Annotated in this window: 15 protein-coding genes and 1 pseudogene; 5 read left to right on the top strand and 11 right to left on the bottom strand. The window is 68.2% G+C overall.

Going from position 1 to position 25,416, the window contains the following annotated elements; all coding sequences use genetic code 11:
• Nucleotides 1-16 precede the first annotated feature (16 nt).
• The 5 genes from AB0K35_RS26115 to AB0K35_RS26135 form a co-directional block, all read right to left on the bottom strand.
• Nucleotides 17-1,960, bottom strand: coding sequence for an amino acid adenylation domain-containing protein (locus AB0K35_RS26115; RefSeq protein WP_363888351.1), 1,944 nt, complete (start codon nucleotides 1,958-1,960; stop codon nucleotides 17-19).
• Nucleotides 1,957-2,772 carry a thioesterase domain-containing protein gene (locus tag AB0K35_RS26120; RefSeq protein ID WP_363888353.1) on the bottom strand — a complete coding sequence of 272 codons (816 nt, stop codon included), beginning with the start codon at nucleotides 2,770-2,772 and terminating at the stop codon, nucleotides 1,957-1,959. The genes AB0K35_RS26115 and AB0K35_RS26120 overlap by 4 nt, the downstream gene beginning before the upstream one ends.
• Nucleotides 2,759-5,581: a condensation domain-containing protein gene (locus tag AB0K35_RS26125; protein ID WP_363888355.1), complete on the bottom strand. Its 2,823-nt coding sequence runs from the start codon at nucleotides 5,579-5,581 to the stop codon at nucleotides 2,759-2,761. Before AB0K35_RS26125 ends, AB0K35_RS26120 begins: the two co-directional genes overlap by 14 nt.
• Nucleotides 5,582-6,736: 1,155 nt before the next feature.
• The gene (locus AB0K35_RS26130; RefSeq protein WP_363888358.1) at nucleotides 6,737-7,327 is read right to left on the bottom strand and encodes a hypothetical protein; all 591 of its coding nucleotides are present in this window, start codon (nucleotides 7,325-7,327) and stop codon (nucleotides 6,737-6,739) included.
• Between the two features lie 688 nt (nucleotides 7,328-8,015).
• A complete protein-coding gene (locus AB0K35_RS26135; RefSeq protein WP_363888361.1) occupies nucleotides 8,016-8,624 on the bottom strand; it encodes a hypothetical protein in 609 nt (202 codons plus the stop codon).
• Nucleotides 8,625-8,855: 231 nt separating this feature from the next.
• Here AB0K35_RS26135 and AB0K35_RS26140 point away from each other — a divergent pair, with 231 nt between their 5' ends.
• The 3 genes from AB0K35_RS26140 to AB0K35_RS26150 are packed head-to-tail and all read left to right on the top strand — an operon-like array spanning nucleotide 8,856 to nucleotide 9,954.
• Entirely contained in the window at nucleotides 8,856-9,302 is a 447-nt protein-coding gene (locus tag AB0K35_RS26140; RefSeq protein WP_363888363.1) for a MerR family transcriptional regulator, read from the top strand.
• Nucleotides 9,286-9,576: a hypothetical protein gene (locus AB0K35_RS26145; protein WP_363888365.1), complete on the top strand. Its 291-nt coding sequence runs from the start codon at nucleotides 9,286-9,288 to the stop codon at nucleotides 9,574-9,576. The genes AB0K35_RS26140 and AB0K35_RS26145 overlap by 17 nt, the downstream gene beginning before the upstream one ends.
• 51 nt (nucleotides 9,577-9,627) lie before the next feature.
• Entirely contained in the window at nucleotides 9,628-9,954 is a 327-nt protein-coding gene (locus tag AB0K35_RS26150) for a YnfA family protein (RefSeq protein ID WP_363888622.1), read from the top strand.
• Between the two features lie 276 nt (nucleotides 9,955-10,230).
• Here the strand turns inward: AB0K35_RS26150 and AB0K35_RS26155 are convergent, their stop codons facing one another.
• The 4 genes from AB0K35_RS26155 to AB0K35_RS26170 all read right to left on the bottom strand — a co-directional run bounded on the left by AB0K35_RS26155 (nucleotide 10,231) and on the right by AB0K35_RS26170 (nucleotide 16,058).
• Nucleotides 10,231-11,196 (bottom strand): tyrosine-type recombinase/integrase, encoded by a 966-nt coding sequence (locus AB0K35_RS26155; RefSeq protein WP_363888368.1) that lies wholly within the window; start codon nucleotides 11,194-11,196, stop codon nucleotides 10,231-10,233.
• Nucleotides 11,193-11,669 carry a hypothetical protein gene (locus AB0K35_RS26160; RefSeq protein WP_363888370.1) on the bottom strand — a complete coding sequence of 159 codons (477 nt, stop codon included), beginning with the start codon at nucleotides 11,667-11,669 and terminating at the stop codon, nucleotides 11,193-11,195. The genes AB0K35_RS26155 and AB0K35_RS26160 overlap by 4 nt, the downstream gene beginning before the upstream one ends.
• A gap of 350 nt (nucleotides 11,670-12,019) precedes the next feature.
• A complete protein-coding gene (locus AB0K35_RS26165; protein WP_363888373.1) occupies nucleotides 12,020-15,589 on the bottom strand; it encodes an AAA family ATPase in 3,570 nt (1,189 codons plus the stop codon).
• Nucleotides 15,590-15,815: 226 nt separating this feature from the next.
• Entirely contained in the window at nucleotides 15,816-16,058 is a 243-nt protein-coding gene (locus AB0K35_RS26170) for a hypothetical protein (RefSeq protein ID WP_363888376.1), read from the bottom strand.
• Between the two features lie 363 nt (nucleotides 16,059-16,421).
• Here AB0K35_RS26170 and AB0K35_RS26175 point away from each other — a divergent pair.
• Both AB0K35_RS26175 and AB0K35_RS26180 read left to right on the top strand, forming a co-directional pair.
• Nucleotides 16,422-16,586 (top strand): annotated as a pseudogene (locus AB0K35_RS26175) (zinc-ribbon domain-containing protein); the annotation flags it as partial.
• 48 nt (nucleotides 16,587-16,634) lie between these two features.
• Entirely contained in the window at nucleotides 16,635-18,956 is a 2,322-nt protein-coding gene (locus AB0K35_RS26180) for a zinc-ribbon domain-containing protein (protein WP_363888625.1), read from the top strand.
• 370 nt (nucleotides 18,957-19,326) lie between these two features.
• Here the strand turns inward: AB0K35_RS26180 and AB0K35_RS26185 are convergent, their stop codons facing one another.
• Together AB0K35_RS26185 and AB0K35_RS26190 are read right to left on the bottom strand one after the other, a co-directional pair.
• On the bottom strand, nucleotides 19,327-20,505 hold the full coding sequence (locus tag AB0K35_RS26185) for a TIGR02679 domain-containing protein (RefSeq protein ID WP_363888378.1): 1,179 nt from the start codon (nucleotides 20,503-20,505) through the stop codon (nucleotides 19,327-19,329).
• A gap of 4 nt (nucleotides 20,506-20,509) precedes the next feature.
• Nucleotides 20,510-25,336 (bottom strand): SbcC/MukB-like Walker B domain-containing protein, encoded by a 4,827-nt coding sequence (locus AB0K35_RS26190; RefSeq protein WP_363888380.1) that lies wholly within the window; start codon nucleotides 25,334-25,336, stop codon nucleotides 20,510-20,512.
• Nucleotides 25,337-25,416 lie beyond the last annotated feature (80 nt).

Raw genomic sequence — 25,416 nt, forward strand, 5'->3', positions numbered from 1 at the left:
GTGGGGACGCGGGTACTCATTGGCCCTCAGCCTCCTTCGGTGCTTGCCGGACCAGCTCGGCCAGACGGTGGAGGCTTGTCGTGGCCAGCAACGCGCGCACCTCGACGACGGCGCCGAGGTCGCGCTTGATGCGGCGTTGCAAGCGGAAGGCGAGCAGGGAGTTGCCCCCGAGGGCGAAGAAGTCGTCGGTGCGACCGATCCACTCCACACCCAGCATCTGCTCCCATACCCGTGCCAGGTACCGCTCCGTGTCGTCCGTCGGTGGGTCGTACTCGCGCCGCCTGCGGTCCTGGTCCGCTGCGAGGTGACGCAGCCGCTCCATGTCACGCTTGCCGTGCTCGGTCGCGGGGATCTCGGCGACCTGAACGAAGGCGGAGGGGACCAGGTAGTCGGGTAGCAGGTCGGCGGCGAACGCACGCAGTTCCTGGGGAGGCAGCGGCTTGTCGGCCACGACCAGTGCGATCAGCCACAGGTCCTGTCCCGAGCCGGTGACGACCACGGCCGTCTCACGCACGACGGGATGTGTGGACAGAACCTGCTCGACCTCACCTGGATCGACGCGGTATCCGCGGATCTTGACCTGGTTGTCGGCTCTGCCGGTGAACATGAGCAGGCCGTCCTGTCCCTGCCTGCCAAGGTCGCCGGTGGCGTACATCCGGCTGCCCGGCACTCCGTACGGGTCGGGTAGGAAGCGGGACGCGGTGGCGTCCGGCTCCCCGAGATAGCCACGGGCCACCCCCCGTCCACCGATATGGATCTCGCCGACCGCGCCGGCTGGCACCGGGGCGAGGTCCGGGCCGAGGAGATACACGGCGGCGCCCTGCAGCGGCCTGCCGATCGGTACGGCGGTCGCATCCGGTGCCAGGTCGTTCACCCGATAGGCGGTGCAGGCGGTAGATGCCTCGGCGGGGCCGTACAGGTTGAGGAATTCACCGGCAAAAGTACTTTCGATCAGTTTCGCGCACGCGGCACGTTGCAGAACGTCCCCGCCGGTGTACAGGAGACGTAATGGTGCGAAGGCCTCCTGGTCGTCGTACACGACATGGTTCACCGCCATGGTGGGGGCGAGCATCACCGTGATCCGGCGCCGTCGCAGCTCCCGCTGCAGGTCGGCGCCGATGGCGCCGACGAGTTCCGGTAGTATCACGACGGTGGCACCGGAAGCGAGCGTGCGCCATACCTCGAAGTGGTATGCGTCGAACGACACGCTCGACACCTGCCCGACCCGGTCGGCCGGATCGATGGGCGGCAGCCCGGCATTCGACGCGAAGTACACGAGGTTGCGGTGCTCGAGTTCGATTGCCTTCGGGCGGCCGGTCGATCCCGAGGTGAAGAGGACGGACGCGACATCGTTCGCGCTCACCGTAACCGGCACTGCGCCGACGGAGGCGGTCAGGTCCTCGTCCCAACCGACCACCGTGGCCGCCGTCGGTGTCAGTCCGGCGGCCCATTCCGGCTCGGCGAGGATCGCACTGGGCCGACTACCATCGATCATCATGTCCCGGCGGCCGGCAGGGTAGCGGGGATCGACTGCGACATAGGCGGCTCCCGCGCCCAGGACACCAAGTAGCGCCACCACAGTCGACGCCGAGCGCCGTAGGTACACCACAACCCGGTCACCGCGGCGCACACCGTGCCCGATCAACGCCTGAGAGACCGCGGACGCCCGGTCGAGCAGCTCGCGGTAGGTCAGGGCGGTCGTGTCGTCGCTGACAGCGGTCCGACCCGGGAAACGTGTCGCTGCTCCTGCCACGAGGGAGAGCAGGGTCTCGCCCGACTCCGCTCGACGGTCGATGGCCGGCTCACCCTTACGGAGCGCCTCGGCGAGGCACTCCGACCGGTCACCGACGAAGCCTGTCGACTGCCATCCGGCGGGCACGGTGAGGGTTGTGGGCCAGATCGAGGTGGCCCCGGCGTCGCTGACCACGAGCGTGAACCGGCGTCGATGCTCGGCCGTCATCGAGTCTCCTCAGGGGCTAGGTTGAGGTCCGTCGTCGACTGCCGCTCCAGCCAGGAACACAGGACGCGGCGGACCGCAGCGCTGTGCAACAGGTCGACCCGAGCCACGTCGAAGCGGGCCTGTCGGGTCGAGGTGGCGCCAGGCCAGGCGTCGGTGAACGGGTGATGTTCGGACATCAGATGCAGCACGGCACCGCCCCAGCTCGGCCACCCGCAGTGGTATGCGGCGACCAGGTGGATGAGCCAGTCGAGGTAGTGCTCGGTCAGGCCTGCGGCGATCTCCGCGGCGTCCACCGCGTCCTCCCCGCTCGCCATGATCCCGGCGGTGCCCAACCGGGTCAGGTTCGCCCGCATCGTTGACACGGCCTGCTCCGGCGCCTTCTCGATCAGGCTCGTCTCGAGTGGGACGGTGCTGTCGAGGGCCGGACCGAGCTGTCCTACGAGCTGACGGGCCGCAGCCTGATACTGGTCCTCCACCGCGGTGAGGGTCGCCGGTCGCGAATCGAACAGCACGAGTGACACCGGCTCCCGGTCCGTGCTCACCAACGCAGCGACCTCCTGGGCGATCGGCGCCGCCATGCAGTACCCGAAGACGGCGAGGGGCCGATGGCCGACATTCGCGTCCCTGAGTAGCTCGGTGGCGTATGCCGCGGCACGGCACTCGCGCGGAAACCGTGGACCGATCAAGTCGACGACGTCGAGCCCGATGGAGTCGGGTCGTAGGTCCGCTATTCGAGCGGCGTCACGTCTGCCGGGGTAGTCGACCACCAATACCCGGGGTCGTCCCGTCGCGGGTCGGTCACCTCTGGCCATGCGCGTTCCCCGCTTGATCGACCGCGGCGAGGTGTGCCGCGACGAGCTTGCCGATCACGTTCATCGGGGCCGGGTTCGTCATCTCCCCGTGCGAGCAATCGACGTCCAGGACGGTGAGCTCGCGTACGTACGGCCGCCAGTCGTGCGGATTGGGCGAGTGCTCATCCTTGTCCTTCGTGGCCCGCAGAACCAGCGCCACCACGTTGACGCGTTCAGTTGGCCCCGGCACGACGAGCGTCCGGTTGTACGCGAACGCCCGGACGAGTGCGGGAACGGAGGCCTCGGGCAGCCCGCTCGACGTGTGCAGGACTCGTGCGACAGTGCTGTCGCCGACGTCGTGGACGTCGTGCGTGTCGTGGCCGAGCGACAGCAGCAACGCGCGGCGCACTCCGGTGTAGGTCATGTCCGTGACAGCGGGCGTAGCCTCCGGATATCCGTCGAGCAACGTCAGCGACGCCGGTGTTCCGCCCGTCGCGCTCAATCGGGCAGCGGTGGCGTGCGCCAACAACGCGCCGAGGGACCACCCCAGCAGGTGGTGAGGCCCGGCCGGACTCACCGACCGGATGTGGGCGACGGCGTCCTGGACCAACTCGTCCCAGGTCGGTCGCGGGTTCATCCCCGTGAGTACCGGTGACTGCAGCCCGTACACCGGACGGTCCGGCTCCAGGTGGCTCAGCAGTCCCGAGTATCCCCAGGCCAGGCCGGCGGCCGGCGGTAGGCAGAAGAGCGGGGGCAGGTCCCCGGCGGTTCGGAGGGCGACAAGGGAATCCAGGCCGTCGAGTGGTTGCGCGGCACCGAGTCGCCGCGCCAGCGTGGTCACCGTCGGGTTCTCGAACAGGTCGGCGATGCCGAGATGGACACCGAAGGTCGAGCGCACACGGGCCAGCAGCCGCACCGCGAGCAGCGAGTATCCGCCGGCGCCGAAGAAGTCATCGTCCACACCCACATCCGGGCGGCGCAGCACCTCGGCGAACAGCCCGCGGAGCCGGTCGCACTCGGCCTGCTCGTGCCCGGCGACCCGCGTCGGCCCGGAACGCACCGGACTCGCCGGGAGGGTGAGCGCCCTTTCCGGCATTACCGGGGCGATGTCCTCAACCCTGTCGTCCGGGCTCGCCACGACTGCCTCCAGCAGCGAGCTCAGCGCGGCGCAGACGGCCGAAATCGTGGACTGGTCGTAGAGGTCCACGTCGTAGGTAATCGAGACGGCGAGAGCGTCACCGCGATCGACGAAGTCGACGATGAGATCGAACTTCGCCTCCGTCGTCGCAACGGGGACCTCGGTGACTGTGAGGCCGGGCCAGCACGGCAGCGGCGGGTCGGCCGACTCCATGGCCACCATGATCTGGAAGAGCGGATGGACGGCCGGCGAGCGGGGCGGGTTGAGCTCCTCCACCACCTGGTCGAACGGCAGATCCTGGTGGGCATAGCAAAGCAGATCGTTGTCCCGGGTGCTCGCCACGAGGTCGCGGAACGTCGGGTTGCCTGCCGTGTCTGTGCGCAGCACCAGCGTGTTGACGAAGCAGCCGACGAGATCGTCGAGGGCGACGTCGTCACGACCGAGCACCGGCACCCCGACCGGAACCTTCGCTCCGGCACCCATCCCGTTCAGCACCACCGCGAGTGCCGACCGCAGCACCATGAACGGTGTCGCACCGGTGGCCCTCGCGAGGCTGACGACGCCCGAGCGGATCGAGGCGTCCCATCGCGTCGAGACCACGGCACCCTGGTGTCGCGTCGGGCGTCTCGGTCGGTCACTGGGCAACGACGCCTCGTGCGGCACGGTAGCCAGTTGGCGACGCCAGAATGCCCGCTGGGCGGCACCGATCTGCGCGAGCAGCGCCTCGTGCCAGGGCACGAAGTCGGCGTACTGGACCGGCAGGGGATCCCACACCGGAGCGGCGCCCACTCGTCGGGCGAGGTACGCCGTCTCCAGGTCTCTCATCAGCGGCCGCATCGACCAGGCGTCACACGCAATGTGATGGATGACCAGCAGGAGGACATGCTCGCCCGGAGCAAGCTCGATGAGCGTCGCACGGACCGGCCGGTCGACAGTCAGGTCGAACGGCTCCCGGCAGGCCTGCGCCACCACGTCGTCCACCGCGTCCGGCGCGCAGACGCGGTGGACGAGATCGGCCTCCACGTTCGCGATCACCTGGTACGGGACACCGTCGCACGCCGGGTAGACGGTTCGTAGCACCTCGTGCCGGCCGAGCACGTCCCGCAGCGCCGCTGCCAACGCTGCACGGTCCAGTACGCCGGTCAGCTTCAGTGCCCGGGGCACCAGATAACCGGTGCGCTCGGGGCTGAGCTGGTTGAGGAACCACAACCGGCGCTGAGCGGCCGACAGGCCGATACGTTGGGACCGCTGGCTCGGCGTCAGGGGGCGGCCGGCGTCCTGGTTGCTGGCCAGATGTTCCGCCAGCGCGGCGGGTGTCGGCGCGGCGAACACCGCCCGAATGCTGGTCTCGACGCCGAGAACACGTCGGATTCGGCCGACCAGGCGTGCCGCAAGCAGTGACTGGCCACCGAGATCGAGAAAATTCTCGTGGGGCCCGACTTCGGGCACCCCTAACACGTCGGCGTAGACCCAACGTATGAGCTCGGTCTCCGGCGAGATCCGGCGGTACTCGGACAACAACACCCCCCCTTTTTTGCGTACCGGTTCCCGCCGCTCGAGGCAACCCGACGAGGCCGGCCATGGTTCGCTGAGCCGGACAGAATTAAACGGATGATTCAGACTCGTTGAAGGCGTTGCCCGTAGGTTCCCTCGTCGCGGAACCGTATCCAGCTGCTTGCCTTGTCCTGTCAAGGCAGAAAGTGATCTCTGAGGTAGGTCGACATCATGAGCGCGCCCGAATCACGGCCGGACCGCGTGTTTCGATTCGATCGCCTGCGCGACCACCGTGGGCCCGAATTTATTGGTTGGCGGACCAGTGTCGTCGGCCGGCCTCGACGAACCCTGCCGAGTGGTCGTATCCGAGTGCGATGCCGGTCTATCCGAACCGGTCATCCGTGGGGTCGGGACGGTGAGCTCGACTCCAACGTTCTACCGGGTGCCCGGCCGTCTGACGCCGACCGGCCAAGCCGGTCCTGTGCAGCCCGGAGCTCTCAGACAGCGTGGGCGAACGCGGCGGATCCCCACAACCTTGGACCCGACAAAGTGCGACCATGCTGCCACCCCGTTTGACATCGATCTAGTGATCCAATTCTTGGTGTCGTCCCGGACCGTCGCGCCCGAATCGGCCGAGATCGGCCCAACGTCGTCATTCCATCGGACCGACAACTCGGGCCCAAGACCATCTCACACTTGCAGCCATGCTGGCGGATGTCAATGGCGGCACAACGCCTTGACACCCCACGGTTCACAGTGGAAGGATGTGGATTTGGTGAAGCCTGGCCGGCGGGGAAGCCGTTGGTTCACCCGAATGGCCGATGTTCCGGATGCTGCGGGTGGGGACGTCTGGTGGCTTTGCCCAGGGAAGGGGAGTGTTTTCGCCCTCCCGACATCCATCGCCTCGCTACGCTGTCGTGTTCCATTGTCGCCGAATGCCACGGTGGTATGTCGAGGCGGCCCGCCCACACCAGTGGCCGGTCCGTCGAGCAAGGCCCAGCTGTTGACCGGAACGCGTAGGGACCGCCACCCGAGAGGGGCGATCAAGCGGGTCGACGCCCCCAGCGCCGACTATTTCTCGTGCAGATGTTCAGACCCGGGTCCGTGGATAGGAGTGCCGCACCGCGTGGCATAGATGAACGGATGCCTTGCCAGCAGGGACAATTGGGGTTGTCGAGACACCAATGCGTCGCTCTGGGAAGGACACCCGTTCGGTGAAGAAGATACCTGGTTTGGCGGGTCGGGTGCGTATCGGCGCTCCGGATGCAATGCCGTTCAGGTAAGGCGTCTGTCGAGGTCAGCGTAGTGAGCTGACGTCGATTGTGGAGGCCGGTACGGTTGCTGACCGTGACGTCATTGGTGGCTGAGAAACGGCCGTGGGGTCGGTTGACTGACCATGTCGGGTTGGGTGTGGTGTCCGCCCGGTTCAGCCGTGACCTGCTGGAGGAGGTCCTCAACCGTACGGGCCATCTGGCTAATGAACTGGTCCAGCACCCCTTCCCCGTAAGTGAACCGCCGCATGGTTTCGGGATAGCGATCCGCGAGCCCGGCGATGAAGGCGTCGCTGTCCCACTGGCAAGGGAACGACACGCCCTCGGTGAGGCTATTGAACTGCGTGATGCGCTCCTCGGTCGGCGTCCAGGGTGTGACGAGGTGGTACCGGGCAACCTGACATGCGCCGGGGGTGACGTGTTCCTCGACGAACCGTTCCCAGGACCTCTTGGCTTGGCGGAACTGGCTATCGGTCATCGCTGTGGTGAAGCCTTTGACCTGCCAAATCTCAAGGCCATCCATCGTTGATCGGAGGATGTCGATCCCGCCGTCGCCCTGTGATGGATTGACCTGCCGCGCGTCGCCGTACTCGCGGCGCAGGAGAGTCGCGACGAGCGACTCGATGGAGTCTCCGCTTCGATGCTGAATCAGCGGCCAGTCGTAGGTCGGCACGAACTAAGACTACGGACCACGTCGGACACGTTAGCCCTGTTGCGCTGTGCCATGATCGGGCTACTCCGCCAGATGCAGCGGGTAAGGGCCACCCGGTCAGCCTGGCGGCACGGTAAGGATCGGGCGCGCTTCTACGAGATCAGCCGCCTGGCCACCTGCGGCGGCCCGAATCCACTGCCCCTGCCAACGAGCGCCCGGCAGGGGCAGCTGGGGAGCGCCGGCATTACCCGGTATGAGACTGGCTAACCCAGGCCGCCTCGCCTGGTCCGATAGGCGGCGACCGGACTGACATCGGCACCCGGGCCTCATGTCGCATCGTCACAGAATCCTGATCTGTGGCCTCTCCGTCCGTCGAGCTAGGGCGGCACCAGGCTTCGACGACCGCCCTAGGTTGCGGGGCCCTCGCGTCTTGTCGTCACCGCGAAATGCGCGGCGCCACGCGGTGGCACGCCCCAGATCGGCGTCTTCGGTGATGCCGGTGAGAGGTTTGAAAACGGACGGCGGCGCAGCCGTACCGCGGTCAATACTCGCGCCCGAGCAGACGGGTCCCCGCTGCGCCCGAGGTTATTTGATCATGCTGGCTGTGGATCCGGTCTGCCCGGGACTCCGATCACTCTCCACGCCACGGCACTACCACTATCTCTAACGCTTGCACGATCGCCTGATGGGCAGCCAACTGGCGGCATACTCATGAAATGAGGCCATAGGGGTGAGGATTTCTCGACAAGACGATACGGGCCGCTAAAGGCTCCAAGGCACGGTGCACGATGCGGCCAATCGCTAGCACCGTCAGCCGAAGGGCGTAATCATGGTCGCCGCGAAGAGCGCCAAGGAGAGGCAGGATCGGCGGAGTCGAGTCGTAATGCACGCCGCCCTCCCGGTTGGCGTAGTGAGTCACCAGTTGCGAAGCAGTTACGCCCAGCTCCCCTGCCACAGCAACGCGGTATCTGAGAAAGGCGTCGAGGTTGCCCGTTTGCGGTGGAACCAGCGATTCGCGCGCCACACCCGACGGCAAGCGCAAGTCCAAGATTAGATCTTCCAGCATCGGGTCAAGCCAGTGCATGGAGATGCAGGCAGTTGCACCTTCGTACGTACCCGCTGTGATCACTACGGTGCTCCAGCTGCAGACGGGCCGCATGCGATATGCCTTGTTCGCCTCAACCCACAGACGCTGACCGTCGAGCAACAGCCGCCGCACAAGTCCTGCCACCTGCACCATGTCGTACTCAGAAGCACGCAGGTCGCTGCGCCTGCGCAGATCCTCAAGTGTATCGAGAAACAGATCCTCAGGTCCCATGCCAAGACCGTAGTGGCCTCCTTCCCGCTCCCTGCGCACGGCCAAGGCCAGGTCGTCGACATCACCGCCCGACTCGCCGGGTAACCCCGACAGGAAATCCGCCGCCCGTGTCCTGGCCTGGGTCGCGGCCGGCGACGACGCCGACGCGCTGCGCCTCGACGTGCAGGTGCCGGCCGCGCACGTTGACGTCCTCGACGCGCTCGCGCAATGGGCCGCCGCCGGGATGACGGCATGAGCGGGCTGCGCAGCAGCCAGGTCGCCGCCGCGGCCGGAGTGAATCCGCAGACCCTGCGCTATTACGAGCGCCGCGGCTTGCTCGCCGAACCGGACCGCAGTTTGGGCGGGCATCTCCTTGATCCGGCCGAAGCGGTCACCGTGCTGAGGGTGATCAAGGCGGCGCAGGGGCTCGGGCTCACCCTCGACGAGGTCGCCGACCTGCTCGACGCGCGCCAACACCGTCACGGCCGTCACCCCGACGCCGGTCTGCGGGTCCGCGCCCGAGCAAAGCTCGTCGAGGTCGAGGCGAAGATCGCCGACCTGCAGGTCATCGCCGGCACCCTGGGGGCCGCGGTGGACGCCGGCTGCGACGACCCCATGGCGTGCGCCGGGCAGCCGTGCTGCCCCATCCCGTTCGCCACCATCGCCGTCAGAGGAGTCCTCGATGCCGAAGACCGTTGACCAGAATGCTGCTCGGGCGCGCCGAGGGCTGCCCTTCGACCTGACCGGCCTCGCGGGGCTCGCTTGCGCGGCGTGCTGCGCCATCCCGCTGCTGCTCGCCGCCGGGATCGTCTCCGGCGCCGGCTGGGCGACCGTCGGCGCGTGGATGCCCGGTATCGCTATCGCCCTCGCCGCCCTGAACGGGGGAGTCTGGTGGTGGGCGAGCCGTCGCTCTCACCGTGGCGGCTGTGTCGGCGGGAACGGCTGCGGCTGTTCGACCGGCTCACCGGCGTGATCGCGGGTCACGGGCAGGCCGGTACGGTCCACGAATGCCGTCGTCCGCTCCATCCTGCTGTTCGTCGTCGCCACTCTGTTCGAGATCGGCGGGGCGTGGCTGGTCTGGCAGGGCTGGCGCGAGCACCGTGGCCTGTGGTGGATCGCCGCCGGAGTCATCGCCCTCGGCGCGTACGGATTCGTCGCCACCTTCCAACCCGACCCGAACTTCGGACGGATCCTCGCCGCCTACGGCGGCGTGTTCGTCGCCGGATCCCTCGCCTGGGGCGTGATCGTCGACAAGTTCCGGCCCGACCGGTGGGACATCATCGGCACCGGCGTCTGCCTGGTCGGCGTCGCCCTGATCATGTACGCGCACCGGTCCGCGAGCGGCTCCTGACCCAGGCAACCATCGGGTCCGCACAACTTTAGCCGGCGTTTACCGCGGTTGGCCGCCATGGACGTCGCCTCCAGCACGCAACACGCGCCCCTTCTTGATCAGAGAAGAGAAGCGAAACAGCAGGTCAGCGACTTGACGTTCGAGATGGCGTGTAGCTCGGGAAGGTGGCGCTCGAACTGGTCGCGTCCGCCGGATCGGCGGGCCGTCAGGCTTCGCCCGTAGCCAGTGGATGTCGCTGTTCGATGGCCAGTGGGTGTGGGTGACCGGTGAGGGCGCTCAGAGCGGTGGCCACGCCTGGAGGTCGGCCTTGATGTAGGTGGTGGTGGCGGGTCCGCGGCGGTCCGTGTGCCCGGCGTAGGCGCGGGCCACACCGTAGCCGAAGTGCCGCTCGACCCAGGTCAGGGTGGTGTGGCGCAGCCAGTGCGTGGTGATTCCCTGGGCGGCGACCCACGGTAGCCGCCGGCCGATGCGGGCCCACAGTAGGTCGTAGCGCCGGTAGGTGGCGGGTTGGCCGTTGCGGTAGCGAAGCAGCGCGTCGGTGGGCGTGACGGCGCCGCGGGCTTGGGCGTGCTCGCTGAGACGAGCGGCGAGCATCGGCGTGATGGGCTGCCACCGCTGCGTGCCACCCTTCTCCGACAGGCGGATCAGCGCGTGGTCGGTGTCCAGGTCGATCAGGCGCAGCGCCAGGGCGCCGCCGCGCCGGCAGGCAGTTTCGGTGTGCAGGCGCAGCAGTAGGGCGTCGAGCACGATGTCGTTACCGCCGCTGCGGGCGGCGGCGTTGATGTCGGCCAATTCGTCGGGGGTGAGGGCGCGGCGTGTGTTGGGCAGCCGACGAGGTTTGCGAACCCGGTGGGCAGGGCTGTCCACGACGGTGAGGTAGCCGTCGGCAATGGCGCGGTTGTAGAACGCGCGGGCGGCGGCGATGAGGTGCTCGCCGGCGTGCCGGCCGTTTCGGGAGTTGCGGCGAGGGCGGGCGCCGGCGGCGGCCTGGCGCATGAGGGCTTCGAGGTCGCTGGCCCGCACCGCGTCGATACGCCACTCGCCGTAGGCGGCGGCCATTCGTCGCCAGGAGCTGCCGTAGGTGCGTCGGGTTCCCGGGCTCGCCGCGGCAACGACAGCAGGAAGGTACTCGGCGAATGTCGGCACGGCCGGTTGATCGGTGCCCGTGAGGTCGGCGGCGGTGAGGCCGAGATGCGCGAGGAGTGCTCGGGCGGTGGCGACACGATCGGGATCCGTGGTCATGAGGGCTCTGCGAGGATGCGGGCGTGCAGGTCGGCCAGGACCGCGGTGATGGTGTTTGAGGGGTGCACGACGATGCGGTTGCGGCGGGGCAGGGCGGCCAGGAGGACGGGTTCGCCGGTGGCGATACCGCACAGGTGTCGGGCGGCCGCCGGTAGGGGCAGCTCTTCGCGAGTGCCCACGACGTGCGCGCCATCGGCGGCCCGGGTGATCAGGATTGCGGCGGTCACGACGTCGATGTGCAGCGTGAGGCCCGGTGTCCAGCCCAACGCCCGCAGCAGCGCCCGAGCGGTGACCCGGCCGGCGGCGTCGGGTCGGCCCACGTCGAACAGCACGCCATCACCCGCGCGGGCGGCGGGTGCAGGCAAAGTCGGCAGCGGCGCCGGCTCCGGCGATGCGACCGGCAGTGGGGTGGGAACGAGCGCCTCGACGAGCTGCTCATCGGGCCAGCGAGGGCGCAGGCGGCCGAGCTTCACCTAGTCCCCCGCCAGCACGAGGGCAAGGGTGTCAGTGCAGGTGACACCGACTCGATGGGTTCGGTGCGCACATATGAGTCGCCGGGGCTCGCGTCCCCCACGCGAGAGAGAGTTGATCTCGCGTGGATATCCACGAACTCTGGTGTCCGAGGGGGGATTCGAACTCTTGTACGTATCACCTGTGCGCCATTCAGGGTGCGCATACTCATAGGTTACGGCACGGTTAGGGCTGGTTCAAGTCCGACCGCCATAACATTGCGTAAGCGTGCAGCCATAAAGCTGGATTGCGGCCGCCGCTCTGTCGGACATCGGCGGGCACCACGAGAGCCGCTCTGCACGCTTGTGAACTTTCAGCTGGTTAGCGTTGGCGGCAAGCCGTACCGTTCGCGTTCTTCGGCGCTCAGTGCACGCGGCTCACCGCCTTCAGTCAAAACCTGCCCCGGGCCATTGCAGACGTCCCAGCTCATGATCGTGCCGTCGTCGTAGGTGACGATGACGCTGTCTCGCCAAGACAGACTGCGCACTCCTCCACGAGGTATGTCAAGTGCGGCAAGAGGCCGCCCGTCTTGAGCGCTCCAAATGTAGAGCATGCGGTCATCGCTGATGGTCGCGAGGCGGTGCCCGTCGGTTCCCCAAGTGAGGTGTTTGACGGTGCCCGTGTGGCCAAGACAGCGTGAGGTGACTTGCTTCTGCGCTACGGCCCAGATCTCGACGTGGTTGCCGACGGCGGCGGCGAGTCTGGTGGAGTCATCCGACCAGGCCAGAGCTGCTACCTCGTCGGGACCTTCGGTTTGCCATTGGCGGACGAGGGTGTAGTCGTCTCCTCGCCATAAGCTCACGTTGTGTTCGCGGGCGACTGCAGCTATGAGGCTTGAGTTCGGGGACCAGGCAATCGTCCCGGTGCTGTCTTCGCCTCCGTCGAGAACCGCTAGACGCTGCGGTTTAGCCACGTCCCAGACCGAGAGGGCGGGTGCGGTTCTATCGAAGAAGCAATGTGTATGGACAGCCAGCCGTGAGCCGTCGCCGGACCAGGCGAGTCCGTAAACCCATGGAAGCGGCGTCGATGTCGGTTTGCGTTTCGGGATTCGTCGCGGGTGAGCGCCCCACTGCACCCGGGGCCTACCGGATCGCGCGTCCCACACGGTGACCTGTTCCTGTCTGGCGGTTGCGACCAGGTCGCCGAGTGGTGAGAACGCGATTGACAGGCAATCGTCGTCTCCGAGTCGCAGCGGCGGTGCCATCTTGTCCGCTTCGATGATCTCCGGCGTCCTCCCGATCCTTTTTACAGCGGCTCGTCTGAGGTCCGGGGACCAGGAGATTCTCTGCAGGCTTCCGGTAGGCAGGCGACGGAAGCTTCGGCCGGTAACGTCCCAAATCTCGACGTCGTGAAGTGAAGTTCCTAAGCCTATTCGTTTGCCATCGGAAGACCATGCGATCACGCTGATTTGGTGGGGGCGTGCCCGCCGCTCAACTGTACGGCCGGTGCCGACGTCGATCAGCGCCACGCGGTCACGGTGGCGTGTTCGACGCACGGAGCAAGCAATGACGTCCTCGACGGGTGACCATGCCATGGTTTCGGTCATGCCGGGTGGGGCGCTTTCGGCGGCTTGGCCGGTGTCGGTGTCGTAGATCCACAGCGTGCGGGCCTTCGGCGCGAGGATGTCGGTGCGACGCATTGTGAATGCCGGATCGGCCGAGACGGCGAGTCGGATGCCGTCGGGTGCCCAGCACAGCACCGGGCGCGACCAGGCTACCTGCTGCCGCAGGACCTCCGACGCCTCCTCGCCGATGCTGACCACGAGCAGCAGGTCGTTCGAGGCGATGGCCAGCCGGTCACCCTGCGGAGACCATGCTGTGGCGCGAATGTGTGTGGCCGGGATGCTGGTGACCAACTGTGGGACGTCATCGTTCAAGCGGTAGACGTCGACGGTTCGGTAGTCGAACTGTCCCGCGAAGCAGACATCGTCGTACCACGAGAATGAGTCGAACAACGCTGGAAGACTCCCCCGTCGGCTGCCCAGGTTGCGGCCGTCTGCGACGCGCCAGAGCATGGCGCCCCGATCATGCTCGGTGAGGGCGAGGGCGCCGCTGGCACTCAGAATGGTGTGCCCGCACGCTTTCATGTCAGCGGCGAAGGCGACCCCGGTCAGGCGACCGGCATCGTCCCAGGTGCAGACGCGTCCCATCTTGTCGGCGGTGCGCAGGCCCTGGCTGCCGGGCAGCCAGACTGCGGAGGTGATGCCGGTGGTGTGCCCGATGGTGAGGTGCCGTGTGCGTGACGTGGCGGTTAGGGCCCAACGCGTCATCGCCGCTGCCGGGGTGGGTGGCAACTCGTGTAGCGCGGTGTGGGCAAGTGCCACGGCCAGTTCGGGGTCCTGCCGGCGCACCTGTTGTGCCAGCTCGGCGATCCGCTCGGATTGTCGGATACGGTCCTGGTGATCGAACTCTTGGGAGGAGTCGAGCAGGCGTCTGGCTGCGGTCGAGAGGGGCACCTCGGCTGCGAGCACGAGGGCATCGGCGAGGGTTCGGCCGCGCAAGAGGTCGTCGGTGTGTGGGTCCACTTGCCATGCTGTCGCGCGGTGCTCGAGCCGGGTGATGCGGTGCAGGCTCTCCTCGTTGGCGCTGATCAGAAAGGCGAGTCGTCGCCACTGGCGGAACAGGGCGTCGTGGGTCAATTCAAGGCAGGTGCCGTCCTTGACATCGGTGATCAGACGGGCTGCCCTGAACTCCTCAAGGATGCGAGCTGCGGTGGTGTCGAGGTCGGATCGTCGAATCGTCCTTCGTACGGTTTCCTTACCTTCCATAGCGATGCCGCGCAGCAGAGCAGAGTCGACGGCGTGTTCGGGGTACCGCTGGGTGAGGTTTTCGTAGATCTGCTCGGCGTGAGCTGCGATGGCGCCGCCCACCTCCCCGGCCTGTTCGTATTGGGCCACCGTGATGTGTTGGCGATGGGACTGCAGGTGCAGGCGTTGCAGCAGGTGGCTGAGCAGGGGAAGCGCGTCACCGACCGTGGCGTCGGCGGTCATGCGGTCGATGAGGTCGTCCTCGAACGTGAGTCCGGCGGCCCTGGCGGGACCCGCGATGGCCTGTCGGATGCGGGGCGGATCCAGGAGACCGATGGCCACAGGTCGGGTGATGAAGCCGGCCTGCTGATCGGTGAGCCGGCGGCGGAACTCGGGCCGGATCGCCACCAGCAGGCGCAGCTCCGGCAGCACGGTCAGCGTTCGGGTCAGCAGGGTCCACCACTGGGTCCGGTCGTGCTCGCCGGTCATCGTGTACAGGTCTTCGGCTTGATCGACAACGAGCAGTACAGGGCAGCGGGCGACGGCGAGGAAGCTTGGCACAACCTGGAGTGGGGCCTCCGGGGAGACGGCTTCTTCGCGTAGCAGTCGCGCCGTCTCCAGCACCGCCTCCGGGCCATCCGCTAAAGCCCCGGCGAGGCTCATAAATGGGTCGGCGGCCGGACGTAGCGGACCCACCACGGTCCACCGCCGTGGTAGTCGAGCGAGGACACCCGCGCGGATCAGCGAGGATTTGCCCACTCCCGAAGGGCCGACGATAGTGACTATCCGGGTCGCTGGCACCGGTCCTGATCGCTCTAGTCGGTTTAGTACGTCCCTTGCTTCGCGGTCGCGCCCAAAGAAGACACCCGCGCGCTCCGCCGTAAACGGCGCGAGGCCGGGGTAGGGGCTTTCCGCGCCACGCCACGTGACCGCTGTCCGACGGTGTAGGAAGTACCGCCAGCCGAGCCACAGGACAACGCATAGCGGGAGCCACAGGTAGGCGTAATCAAGGACAAAGCGCCACGGTCCTCGCCAGCTGTCCGCGCGCGCCGTCAGGATGTTGATGGCCAGGCCGACGGCGATCGCGCCCAGCAGGGCACCGGACTCGCGACGGTACTCCCCTGATGCCCGCCCCACCCGGCCATCGCACTACGAGAAGCTGCGGCTCGCTAGCCCGAGACGGATAGCTGACAGAGACAAGAACGACGGGGCTCAACCAGGGACCTTGCAGTAAACCTCGAACAGGAACGTCCATGCCCGGGCCACGCTTCCGTGCGTCGCGTCATCGGGGAGCTGCACGGGCAGCAGCAACGCGGCCCCGCTCCGCTTGGGCCAGCGGACTGCCCGGGGTGGACCGGATCGGTCACCGCCCGCCCGCATGACGGATCGCCCCGGATGAAACGATGGGAAACCGGCTGCCCCGGCGGTTAAACATCTGCGGCACGACCGAGTTCCGCAACGTCTCTTGCTCAGCGGTGGCGACCAGATCACCTAATGGCGAGAACGCGACCGACAGGCAATCATCGTCTCCGAGCCCCAGCGGCGGCGTCACCTCAGCCGCTTCGATGTTCTCTTGCGTCGCGCCGGTCCGCTTACGACAGCGCATTTGACGTCCGGCGACCAGGAGAGCCTGCGGCAGTGGGGACGGCCTCAGCCGTTAAGTCATTCGGAAGGTGTCGTACTCGGTCGCCATGATGCAGGCGTGGCTGCCAAGACCCGGGAGACGATAGCGAACGTCCGCCCAGATCTCCTGCCGGAGCTGCTCGAGGTTGCGGGTTGGATGAGGGCTCTGGGCGACCTCCCCCGAGGCTCGAATCGCGAGGCCCGGTGGAGGTGCGCGACCTGTGGGGTCGAGTGGTGGCAGGCAACTGCGGTGCGGGTGCGAGCCGCACCCGGCTGCAAGGCTTGCCGGAGCCGTCTGCGGCGCAAGGCCGAGACACCGGAGCCGGGCAGTAGCCTGGCGGAAGTCATGCCGGAGCTGGCCGCTGAGTGGCTGGAGTGCGTCACCTACCCGACCGCCACACCCGAGACGATCAGCGCCCAGTCCTCAGCCGAGGCACGGTGGTGTTGCTCGGCCTGCGGCCACTCCTGGGTGGGCCCGATCGTCCGGCGGACCCGGTCCGGGGGCGGCGGTTGCAAGCCGTGCGCGGGCAAGCGCCGGTCCGATGCCAATTCCCGGCGGGTGGCCAACCGGGTCGGCGACGCGTGCCCGAAGATCGTCGAGTCTTTTCTGCACTGGGAGGATTCGGCCGAGCAGGCGCTGGTTGCCGAGGTGAGCGTCCGTTCCGACAAGGTGGCCTGGTGGCGCTGTGCCTGCGGTAACATCTGGCACACGAGGGTCCGGCTCCGGGTCGCGGGAAGCGCCTGCCCCCGGTGCAGGGCCGCGAATCGTCGGCCGCCGACCACCGCGCCGCTTCGCGCCACTCACCCCGCGGTTGCCGACATGTTCGTCCGCAACCTCATCAATCCGAACCGCACCCCCGACTCTCTGCCGAAATCTGCGAGGGACCGCTGCCGATGGCGGTGCAGTGCCTGCGATCACGAGTGGGAGCAGACGGTGTACAACGTGGTCGGCGCAGCCCGGCCCTGCCCTCGATGCGCTGCGTTGATGGGCGGTGCAGCGCAGCCGGGTCGATCGCTTGCTGACCTCTTCCCTGAGATCGCGGCCCAGTTCGTCGCCAACCAGCGGCGCCCCGAGCGCGGGCCGGCCCTGCTCCGGCCAAACTCGGTCGACCGATGCTCCTGGCGCTGCGGCGACTGCGCGCACGAATGGGTCTCCACCGTGACAAACCGAACCGCCGGCCACGGCTGCCCGCCCTGCGGGCGACAGCGGGCGGGCGAATTGCTGAGGGACCCCGGCGAGGCCGCGCCGTTCAACAGCACGCATCCGGAGTTGGCCGCGATGTTCGTCGCCAACAAGTCCCACCCCGGCCGGGGCCCGCAGAGCTTCACCGCGGGGACCAGCGACATCTGCGTCTGGCGCTGCCCGGAGTGTTCCGGGCACTTCGAACGCTCCGTCGCCACCCATGCTTCCCGGCTGCTCTGCGCCGCCTGCGCATACCTGGCTAGGGGCGCCGCCAGTCGGGTCGCCCCCGAGAAGAAATCACTCGCCACGCTCATGCCGGAGGTCGCCGCGTCCTTCGTAACGAACCTCTCCTGGCCCGGGCACGGCCCAGCGGCGCTGTACCCGCGCGCCGGCGCACTCTGCTCCTGGCGCTGCCAATGCGGTGCTCTCTTCGAGGCGCACGTGCGCGACCGCGCGAAATCACCTGACTACGGCTGCGGCCGGTGCCGCCGCCGCGGCCGCAGCCTCCTCGAACTTGAGCTCGCCCATCTCCTGGCGGCCGCGACCGGCGACGAGGTGGAGGTGGACGTCCGCCTCGACGGCGGCCGGCGCTCGGCGGAGCGGCTGGACCTCTTCCTGCCCTCGGCTGGCCTCTACATCGACCTGGACCCGGCCCAGTGGCACTCCGATGCCGCCGCCCACGCTCGGGACCTGCGCAAATCGGAGGTCATGGCCAAGCTCGGTGTGCGTTATCTGCGGGTTCGGCAGCCCGGCACCCCGCCGGTTCCGGGAGCGACCGTGACCGCGGGCACCAAGGACGCGACGGAGTGGTTCCTGGTCCTCGCGGAGTGGCTGCGGTCGCAGTCCATCCCGTGCCCGCCCCTATCCGATGACCGGATCGCCGTATGCCTCGGCACCGCACGCGAGGAGTGGAAAGCGTTTCAAACCGTGCCACCCAACGAGAGCCTGGCCATTCTGTTCCCCGAGCTTGCGAGCGAACTGGTAGAGAACCTGACGCGTCCGGAGATGAGCGCACAGTGGCTGCTTCCCGGCTCAGCGGACCGCTGCGTCTGGCAGTGCAGGACCTGCCAGCACGTCTGGCGCACCCGAGTGGTCAGCCGCGCCCGCCGCAACACCGGCTGCCCGCCGTGCTCACAGCGGGAACGCTCCTACCAGGCCCGTCTGAGCCGGGCCGAACTCCGAGTCCGTGACATCGCTCCCGAACTTCTCACCCAGGCCGTGCGCATCCTCGACGTCGACAAAACCCGCGACATCAAGCTACTCGACCTGGCTCGGGGGTCGACCGTCCGAGTGCTCTGGCGATGCCCGGACTGTGCACACGAGTGGGTGGCGCCGGTCGTCACCCGTACCTCCGGGCGGGGCTGCCAGCCGTGCGGCATCCGCCGGCGCACTGCATCCCGACAGCAGCCGTCGCCAGGTGGATCGCTGGCCGACCTGCATCCCGAGATCGCGGGCACCTTCCTGGCGAACCTGGACCACCCTGATCGAGGGCCTGATCGGCTTCGCCCGGGATCCCACGACCGCTGCCGGTGGCACTGCCCCTGCTGCGGGTCGAATGAGTGGGAAACGACGGTCTCAGCCCGAGTCCAGGGGCAGGGCTGCGGAGCGTGCCGCGGCCTGAGGACCGGCAGGCCCAGGCGGGGCGCCGTCGCCAGCAAGGGCGACGGGCAAGAGTTCGACGTACTTCGATTGTTCTGAGGGTGGCCGATCGCGCGGTGTCGTGGCCCATCCGATGCCGAGAACGGGAACAACGCGACGCTGATCGAGGGCGCGGGCTCAACGTGAGCGCAGATCACGTTGCCTACAGCATCGTAGGAAAGTTGGGCGCCGACGTCATGCCACCAGCGCGAAAGATGCTCCCCCGTTCGGTTTACGCGACGACCGCCCGGCGAAGCGTGTCAAGGTCAACCTATGGCTTTCTTATGCACGAAAGCCGATGACTTGTGCATAGCGACGCAACCGCCGCAGACGCTGGCTGGGCGTCGACCGATGCCGCCGGACTGGCCTGATTCACGAAGTCCGCGAGCGAGGATTTAAGCGTCCGCCATCGCGCTGCTGAGCTGGGGCGCTACTGGAGAATGCGGTGCAGCAGGACGTCGTGTTCCTGGTAGATCGCCGGTGCGTCGGCCTGCGTGGCAGGTGCGGACGCGACGGCTGGTGGTCGCTGCTGGGCTTGCTGGGCGGTGTCAGCGTCCATAGCAATGAGTTCAGCGCCGTAGGTATCGGCGACGATGGCGGCGATGTGCTGGCCGGCGTGGTCGATGTCGCCGGCGTATCGCACGCGAACACCGTGGTGGACGGCGAGGCGGAACAGAGTGTGGTCGACGGCGCGAAGTTGTCCGCTGGTGCAGGCCAGCGGCTGGGGTGAGCCGTTGAGGTAGGCGACCTCCAGCACGGACGGGTTCTCGACGACGGTAAGAACTTGCGGGCCGAGGGTTGGCGGCTCCTGCAGGAGGTCGAGCAGGGTGAGGGCGACGGGGGTGCTGCTGTCGCGTAGTCGCCGGTCGATGGGACCGTCGCCGGTGGTGTGGACGTTGAACAGCAGCACGGTGGACGACAACCGGTCGGCCACGATGCCGGATTCGGCCAGCAGCGCCCGTACGAGGTCGGGTCGGGCTGGTACGGCTTGGCCGGTGTGTTCGGCGATCGCGGCAACGAGGCGTCTGCCGGCGAGCCTGTCCAGGTCGAAGTAGTGCGGATCGCCGACGGTGTCGTGGGCCAGTTTCGCCAGCGGCTTCAGTGGGGTCACGGGCAGCTGTTTCAAGACCGCGGTCAGGGCGGCGATGGTGGTGCGGATGTCGCTGTCGTCTTCACCGAGGCCGGCGCTGCGCATGCGGGTGACCAGCTGAGGAAGCCCGGGAAGCTGGTCGGCGGCGTACTGCCAGAGCTGTTCGCGGTGGGCGGCTGCGGTGCGGGCTGTGGCGCTGCGGTCGATGATCGGGGCGTCGATGGCGAGTTCCACGATCGTGACGAGTTGGTCAGGGGTGAGGTCGAGGACGGTGAGCAGGTCGCGGACGGGAACGGTGATGGTGTCGACGGTGATGGTGACGGCTGAGGTTCTGCGGCGGCGCCGGGTGGTGGTGTCGAGCCAGGTTCGCAGTTGGGCGAGGCCGGCGTGGTTCATGCCGGTGACGCGAACGGTGGTGAGTGTTTCGGGGGTGGTGCCGGCGCACAGCCGGTCGTGGATCGCCTGCCAGAGCGGGTGCAGGTCGGTGTCGGCGGCGAGGTAGGTCAATTCGGTGGGCACCGGGTCAGCTCTCGGTTCGGATGGCTGGTAGCGGCAGGGTGACGGGGGTGGCTTCGCCGGCGCCGTTCCACAGCCAGGGGATGGTGACGCGGTGACGGCCGGCAGTGGTGATGACTTCGTGGATGACGACGTCGCGGGATTCGCGTTTGATCAGTGGGGCGATCGACGGGGTGGTGGCGAGCACGTCGAAATTCCAGGTGCGCAGCAGGGCCAGGACCTGACGCAGGTTCTTGTCGTCGAAGGCGGCGTCGATCTCGTCGATGGTCAGCAGGCGGGGGCCCTGGTAGGTGGTGCCGGAGTACATGGACCAGGCTGCGGCGAGCAGCGGCAGCATGGTGGCCAGGCGTGATTCGCCGGTGGACAGGCTCTTGAGCGGATTGGAGCGGGCGTTGACGGGTTTGAACTGGTCGACGCCGAAGCTGCTGTGGGTGACGCTGATGTGCCACTCGTGCCAGGAGCGGTAGTCGAAGGTGTGGGCGACGCGGTCGGTCCAGGTTTCGTCGCCGGCTTCCTCCATCCGGCGGCGCAGGACGTCGTACATCGACTCGAAGACCTGGTCGGAGGGCGGGGCGGTGAGCAGGTCGACCATCTGGCGGGCGTTGTCGTCCTCGCGGACTTTCCAGTCGACTTGCACGCCAACGCGGGCGACCCCGGTGCGTACGTTCTGCAGGGTGGCGCGGATCTGGCGCACTAGCTCTTGGGCGGCTTCGCGGCGTTGCTGGATGTCGCGGCGCAGCTGGATGAATGTCGAGGTTTTGAGGATGCCTTTGATGTCGTGACGGAGGTCGGCTTCCAGGCCCGCGACGGTGGTGCGCAGGGTGGCGGTGGCATGGCGCAGGTCGTCGCCGACTGCGGCGTTTGGGGCGGCGAGGGTGACGCGGCGCCAGTCGGTGTTCTCCAGGGTGGTGATGTCGAGTTGCTGGTCGAACGCGGCGAGGGCCTGGTTGACGGTGCGCGTGGTGTTTTCGAGCTGGCGCAGCATGCGGTCGCGGTTGCCGATGAGAGTGTCCAGGCGGGTGGTTCCCTGTCGTTGTGCCAGGATTCGGCGGGCCCAGCTCAGCGCGGCGGTGATATTGGCGGGGGTGCCGTCGGGCTCGTGCGCGATGTCGTCCGGGACGTCGGCGAAGCCGTAGGTGGCCAGCAGACCCATCCGGTGGTGGTATCGGGTCCGGGCTTGTTCGGTCTCGGCTCGTTGTGGTGCAAGGTTGGTCAGGGTCAGGCGGGCTTCGGCTTCGGCGACCTCGTGCTTGCCGTGCTGCTTGCCGAGCGCTTCGTCGTCGGCCTGCCGGGTGTCGTGTTCGGCTTCGAGGGTCTCGCGCGTACGCAACAGGTGGGTGTATTCGGCGCCGTACAGGGCTCGGGTTTGTTCGACGCGGGCCTGCAGGCTAACGGCGTTCTGCTGCAGGTTGCCCGCCTCGGTCGCGGCGGCCTGCGCCTGGGCGGCGGTGCGGCCGGCCGCTTTTCCGCTGGTGTGAGCGGTGGTGAGCAGGTCGAGGGTGCGTTGGGCGGCGTTGGACCAGGTGCTGATTTGACGGTCGAAGCTTTCGACCGCTTGCCGGTGCCGGTTCAGGGGCTGCGCGCTGGTGGGCAGCATGGTGCTGTCCGGTTGCGTGGCCGTGGTGTTGACGGCCTGCTGCGCCTGTGCGACACGGGTGCTGGCATCGCGGTGCAGGCGCTCGTGGTCGGTGACGCGGGCTCGGGCGGCGATGGCGGCCTGTTCCGTGGCGTCCTCGTCTCGTAGGGCTTGTCGTAGGTCGTCGAGGTCGGGGAAGGTGTGTTCTTCGTGGGCGCACCGGTCTTCGGCGGCTTGGGCCAGATCACGGTGGTCGACCTCGGTAGCCAGTTCGGCGCGCATGGTGTCCAGGTGTCCGGTGGCGGCGGTCTCGGCTTCCAGAGCGGCGTGCAGGGCGTCACCGGCGGATTCCACCTGTTGGCGGGCGTCGAGCACGCTGCGGTCGATGGTGGTGCGGGTAGCGGCGACGGCGGCCAGCGCGCGGGCCATGACGGCGTCGGCCTCGGCGACGACTTTGGTGGTGCGTTGCTCGGCGGCGGCGAGCGCGAGGCGTAGCTGAACCAGAGTGTCGCGGGCTCGGGTGATGTCGTCGGTCGCCGGGAAGCTGTCGACCTCGGCTTGGGCGGCTTGTGCCGCCTGGTGCAGCGACTGCAGATGCTGCTGCGCGCCGGCGAGGATGTCACCGGCGGCAGCGAGCTGGTGTTCAAGGTCGGTGACCCGGGCGAGGCGGGCCCGTTCACGGGCGGTGCGGCCGATGAACGCGGCACGGTAGCCGCGCGGGGCGGTCGCGATCAGCGGGCCGACGCGCAAACGTCCGGCGGTCGTGTCACTGTCGAGGTCGTCGATGGTGATGCTGCGCAGCAGGCTGGTGATGCGGTGCGGGTCGATGCCGCAGTCCGGTTCCGCGGTCAACAAGTTGGCGAGGCTGCGACCGGGAACCGGCTGGTGGGGGGACAGGGTGAGGTCACCGTCGCCGATGAGCCGCCCGTCGTGAGTGATCGCCGCATCGAGCAGGCCGGAGACCAGTAAGGCACCTTCCAGCCGGTCGGCGTGGCCTGAGTCCGTCTGGGGTGCGAACGCGACCGTTGCCCAGAACGGGACGCAGGCGTCCGGGTGCCGCACGGCACGCCACGGCGGTGCCGCGGGTACCGGCGATTGCCGACGGGCGTTGCGCAGCTCGGCCTCGAGGTCGTCCACGGTGTGCTGGGCTTGGTCGCGGTCGTGTTCGGCGGCGGCGATGCTGCGCTGCAGCCGCGCGGTGAGCGTGGCATGTGCCTGCTGGACTGCTCGTGCCGGCTGGTGCAGGTCGACAATGTCCAGGTCGCCGGGCAGTACGACGGCGGCCGAGTCGAGGTGGACCAGCGAGGTCCGCCATACGGCGACGTGGTGAGCCCAGGTGCGCTCGGCGGCGGCGGCGGCAGCCCCGCCATCAGCGAGTGTTTGTTCGGCATCCGTGGTGATCTGCTGCGCGGCGTGGACCGCGGCCTCGTGAGCGGCGTGGTCCTGCCGGGCGCGTTCGTCGGCGGCCTCGTGATCGAAAACGGCTTGCTGCTGGGCTCGGGCAAGGCCGCGTTCGGCCTCGACCGCCGCTTCTGCCGCCTTCTCGCGTTTGCCGGCCACTACGCTCAGGGCAGTCTCCGCAGCGGTGACGTTGCGGCCGGCGTTGAGGACGTCTTGTTCGCGTGCGGCGAGCGCGATCCGCTGCCGGGTGCTGGTGCCCGCGCGGTGCAGCCAGCTCACCAGCGTGTCCGGGTCGGTCCTCTCGCCGGTGTCGAGCAGGTGTGTGGGTACGGCGGGCAGCTCGACGCGGCGGATGTCCCACTGCTGCACCGCGGCGCCGAGTTCAACTATTCTGGTTTGGCGCGCGGTCACGGCCTGCTCGGCAGCCTGGTCGTACCGGTCGCGGTCGGCTTCGGCGGCACGTACCTGGGCGGCGGCGCCGCGCTGGCCCTCGTGGGCTATGTCGAGTTCACGCATGGCAGCGTCGATGCGCTGCAAGACGTCCAGACGGGCCTGCACCCAGCTGTGGGGAGTGCCGGTCAGCTGAGCCAGACCGGTCAGCGTCACCGATGACCCGGGCCTACTGCTGGTGAGATGGTCGCTGGTGTCGGCGATACGGTCGACGAACGCCTGCGCACCCACCTCGGCGGCGCCGGCCAGCAGATGGGCCACGAGTTCGCTCAGATGCCGCTGCCCACTGGCGGCCTGATCCAGCGCTTCCTCGGCTGCGGCGGCGGCCAGCTGCGCGTCGTCGTCTAGGTCGTCTCGTCGCTGCCGCGCCGCGTCGTGCAGCTTGTGCAGCTCGGTTAGGCGCTCTTCGAGCTGGGGCAGTTCCGCGCCGGCGTGGTCGCGCAGGGCCGCGTCGGTCGCTTGGAGCTTGCCTTTCAGTTCGGTGATCGTGGTCCGCAGATCGGCCCGTTGCGCGGCGACGGCCGCTGCAGCCCGCGCGGCCTCGCTCAACTTGTCCTCGGCGGCGCGCACCTGACGGGCGTGATCGTCGAAGACGGTTTGGGCGTGGGAGAGCTGCGCGGCCTCCACTGCGGTGACCGTGTCGAGGTAGCGCCCGTACTGCTGCTCGGCCTGCTCCAGCTGGCGGGTCTCGGACCGGGCTTGTTGCAGCTGGCGTTCCAGGTCGGCGATGCGTTCCATGGTGTCGGCGATGAACTGCAAAGCCCGCGGATCCAGAGCAGGCAGGGCCTCGGTCAGTACCGTCCGCATGGCGTTCGGGGAGATGGCCTCCGCGGTGCGCACGCTGCGCAGACTGCGCAGAACGCCGAGGAGCGCATCGAACTGCACGGTATCCAGCGGGGCGAACAACGTGGTGCGGACGGCGTCGCGGTACTGGTCTTCGTCCGCGACGCGCAGATGCGGTTTCGCCTTGCTGGTGAGCCGGTCGTGGGAAGTGAACAGCCGGCCGTCGAGGGCGGCCAGTTGCGCGGCGAGGTCCTCGACGGCGACCGGATCGCGGTCGCGTTGCAGGTACACGTCGATGCCGACCCGGCCGGGCGTGAGGAAGAACGCTCGTTGCAGGCTGCCGCCCTGCGACCGCAGCCACAGCCCGGTGGTCAGGTAGCGCACGTCCTCTGAGTCGGCGGTGCGCAGGCCGTACTCCAGCCACCAGGCTCCGGTGCGGTCCTCGGTGGGAGTGCGGTCGGTGTGCCGGTCGATGAGTGTGCCGGCGGCCTCACCCGAAACCGACAGGGCTTTCTGCGAGGTGTCGGCGTCCAGGAGCATGGTGACCAGCATCGACGCGGTCAGGGATTTACCGGAGCCGTTCGGCCCGGCCAGGGCCAGCCAGCCGTCGGCGAACAGGAACACCTCGTCGGTCCAGGCCCATGAGTTGACCGCACCGGCCCGGGTGGGCTGCCACCTGCCGACCACCCGCGGGACACCGAGAC

Origin of the sequence: Micromonospora sp. NPDC053740 (genome assembly GCF_040677775.1) — a bacterium.
Lineage (GTDB): Bacteria > Actinomycetota > Actinomycetes > Mycobacteriales > Micromonosporaceae > Micromonospora > Micromonospora alfalfae.

What these genes read in the sequence shown, in the direction of transcription:
- AB0K35_RS26120 (WP_363888353.1), bottom strand. Translation starts at nt 2,772, where the DNA reads ATGGCCAGAGGTGACCGACCCGCGACGGGACGACCCCGGGTATTGGTG.
- AB0K35_RS26135 (WP_363888361.1), bottom strand. Translation starts at nt 8,624, where the DNA reads ATGGGACCTGAGGATCTGTTTCTCGATACACTTGAGGATCTGCGCAGG.
- AB0K35_RS26155 (WP_363888368.1), bottom strand. Translation starts at nt 11,196, where the DNA reads ATGACCACGGATCCCGATCGTGTCGCCACCGCCCGAGCACTCCTCGCG.
- AB0K35_RS26145 (WP_363888365.1), top strand. Translation starts at nt 9,286, where the DNA reads ATGCCGAAGACCGTTGACCAGAATGCTGCTCGGGCGCGCCGAGGGCTG.
- AB0K35_RS26115 (WP_363888351.1), bottom strand. Translation starts at nt 1,960, where the DNA reads ATGACGGCCGAGCATCGACGCCGGTTCACGCTCGTGGTCAGCGACGCC.
- AB0K35_RS26140 (WP_363888363.1), top strand. Translation starts at nt 8,856, where the DNA reads ATGAGCGGGCTGCGCAGCAGCCAGGTCGCCGCCGCGGCCGGAGTGAAT.
- AB0K35_RS26170 (WP_363888376.1), bottom strand. Translation starts at nt 16,058, where the DNA reads ATGCGCTGTCGTAAGCGGACCGGCGCGACGCAAGAGAACATCGAAGCG.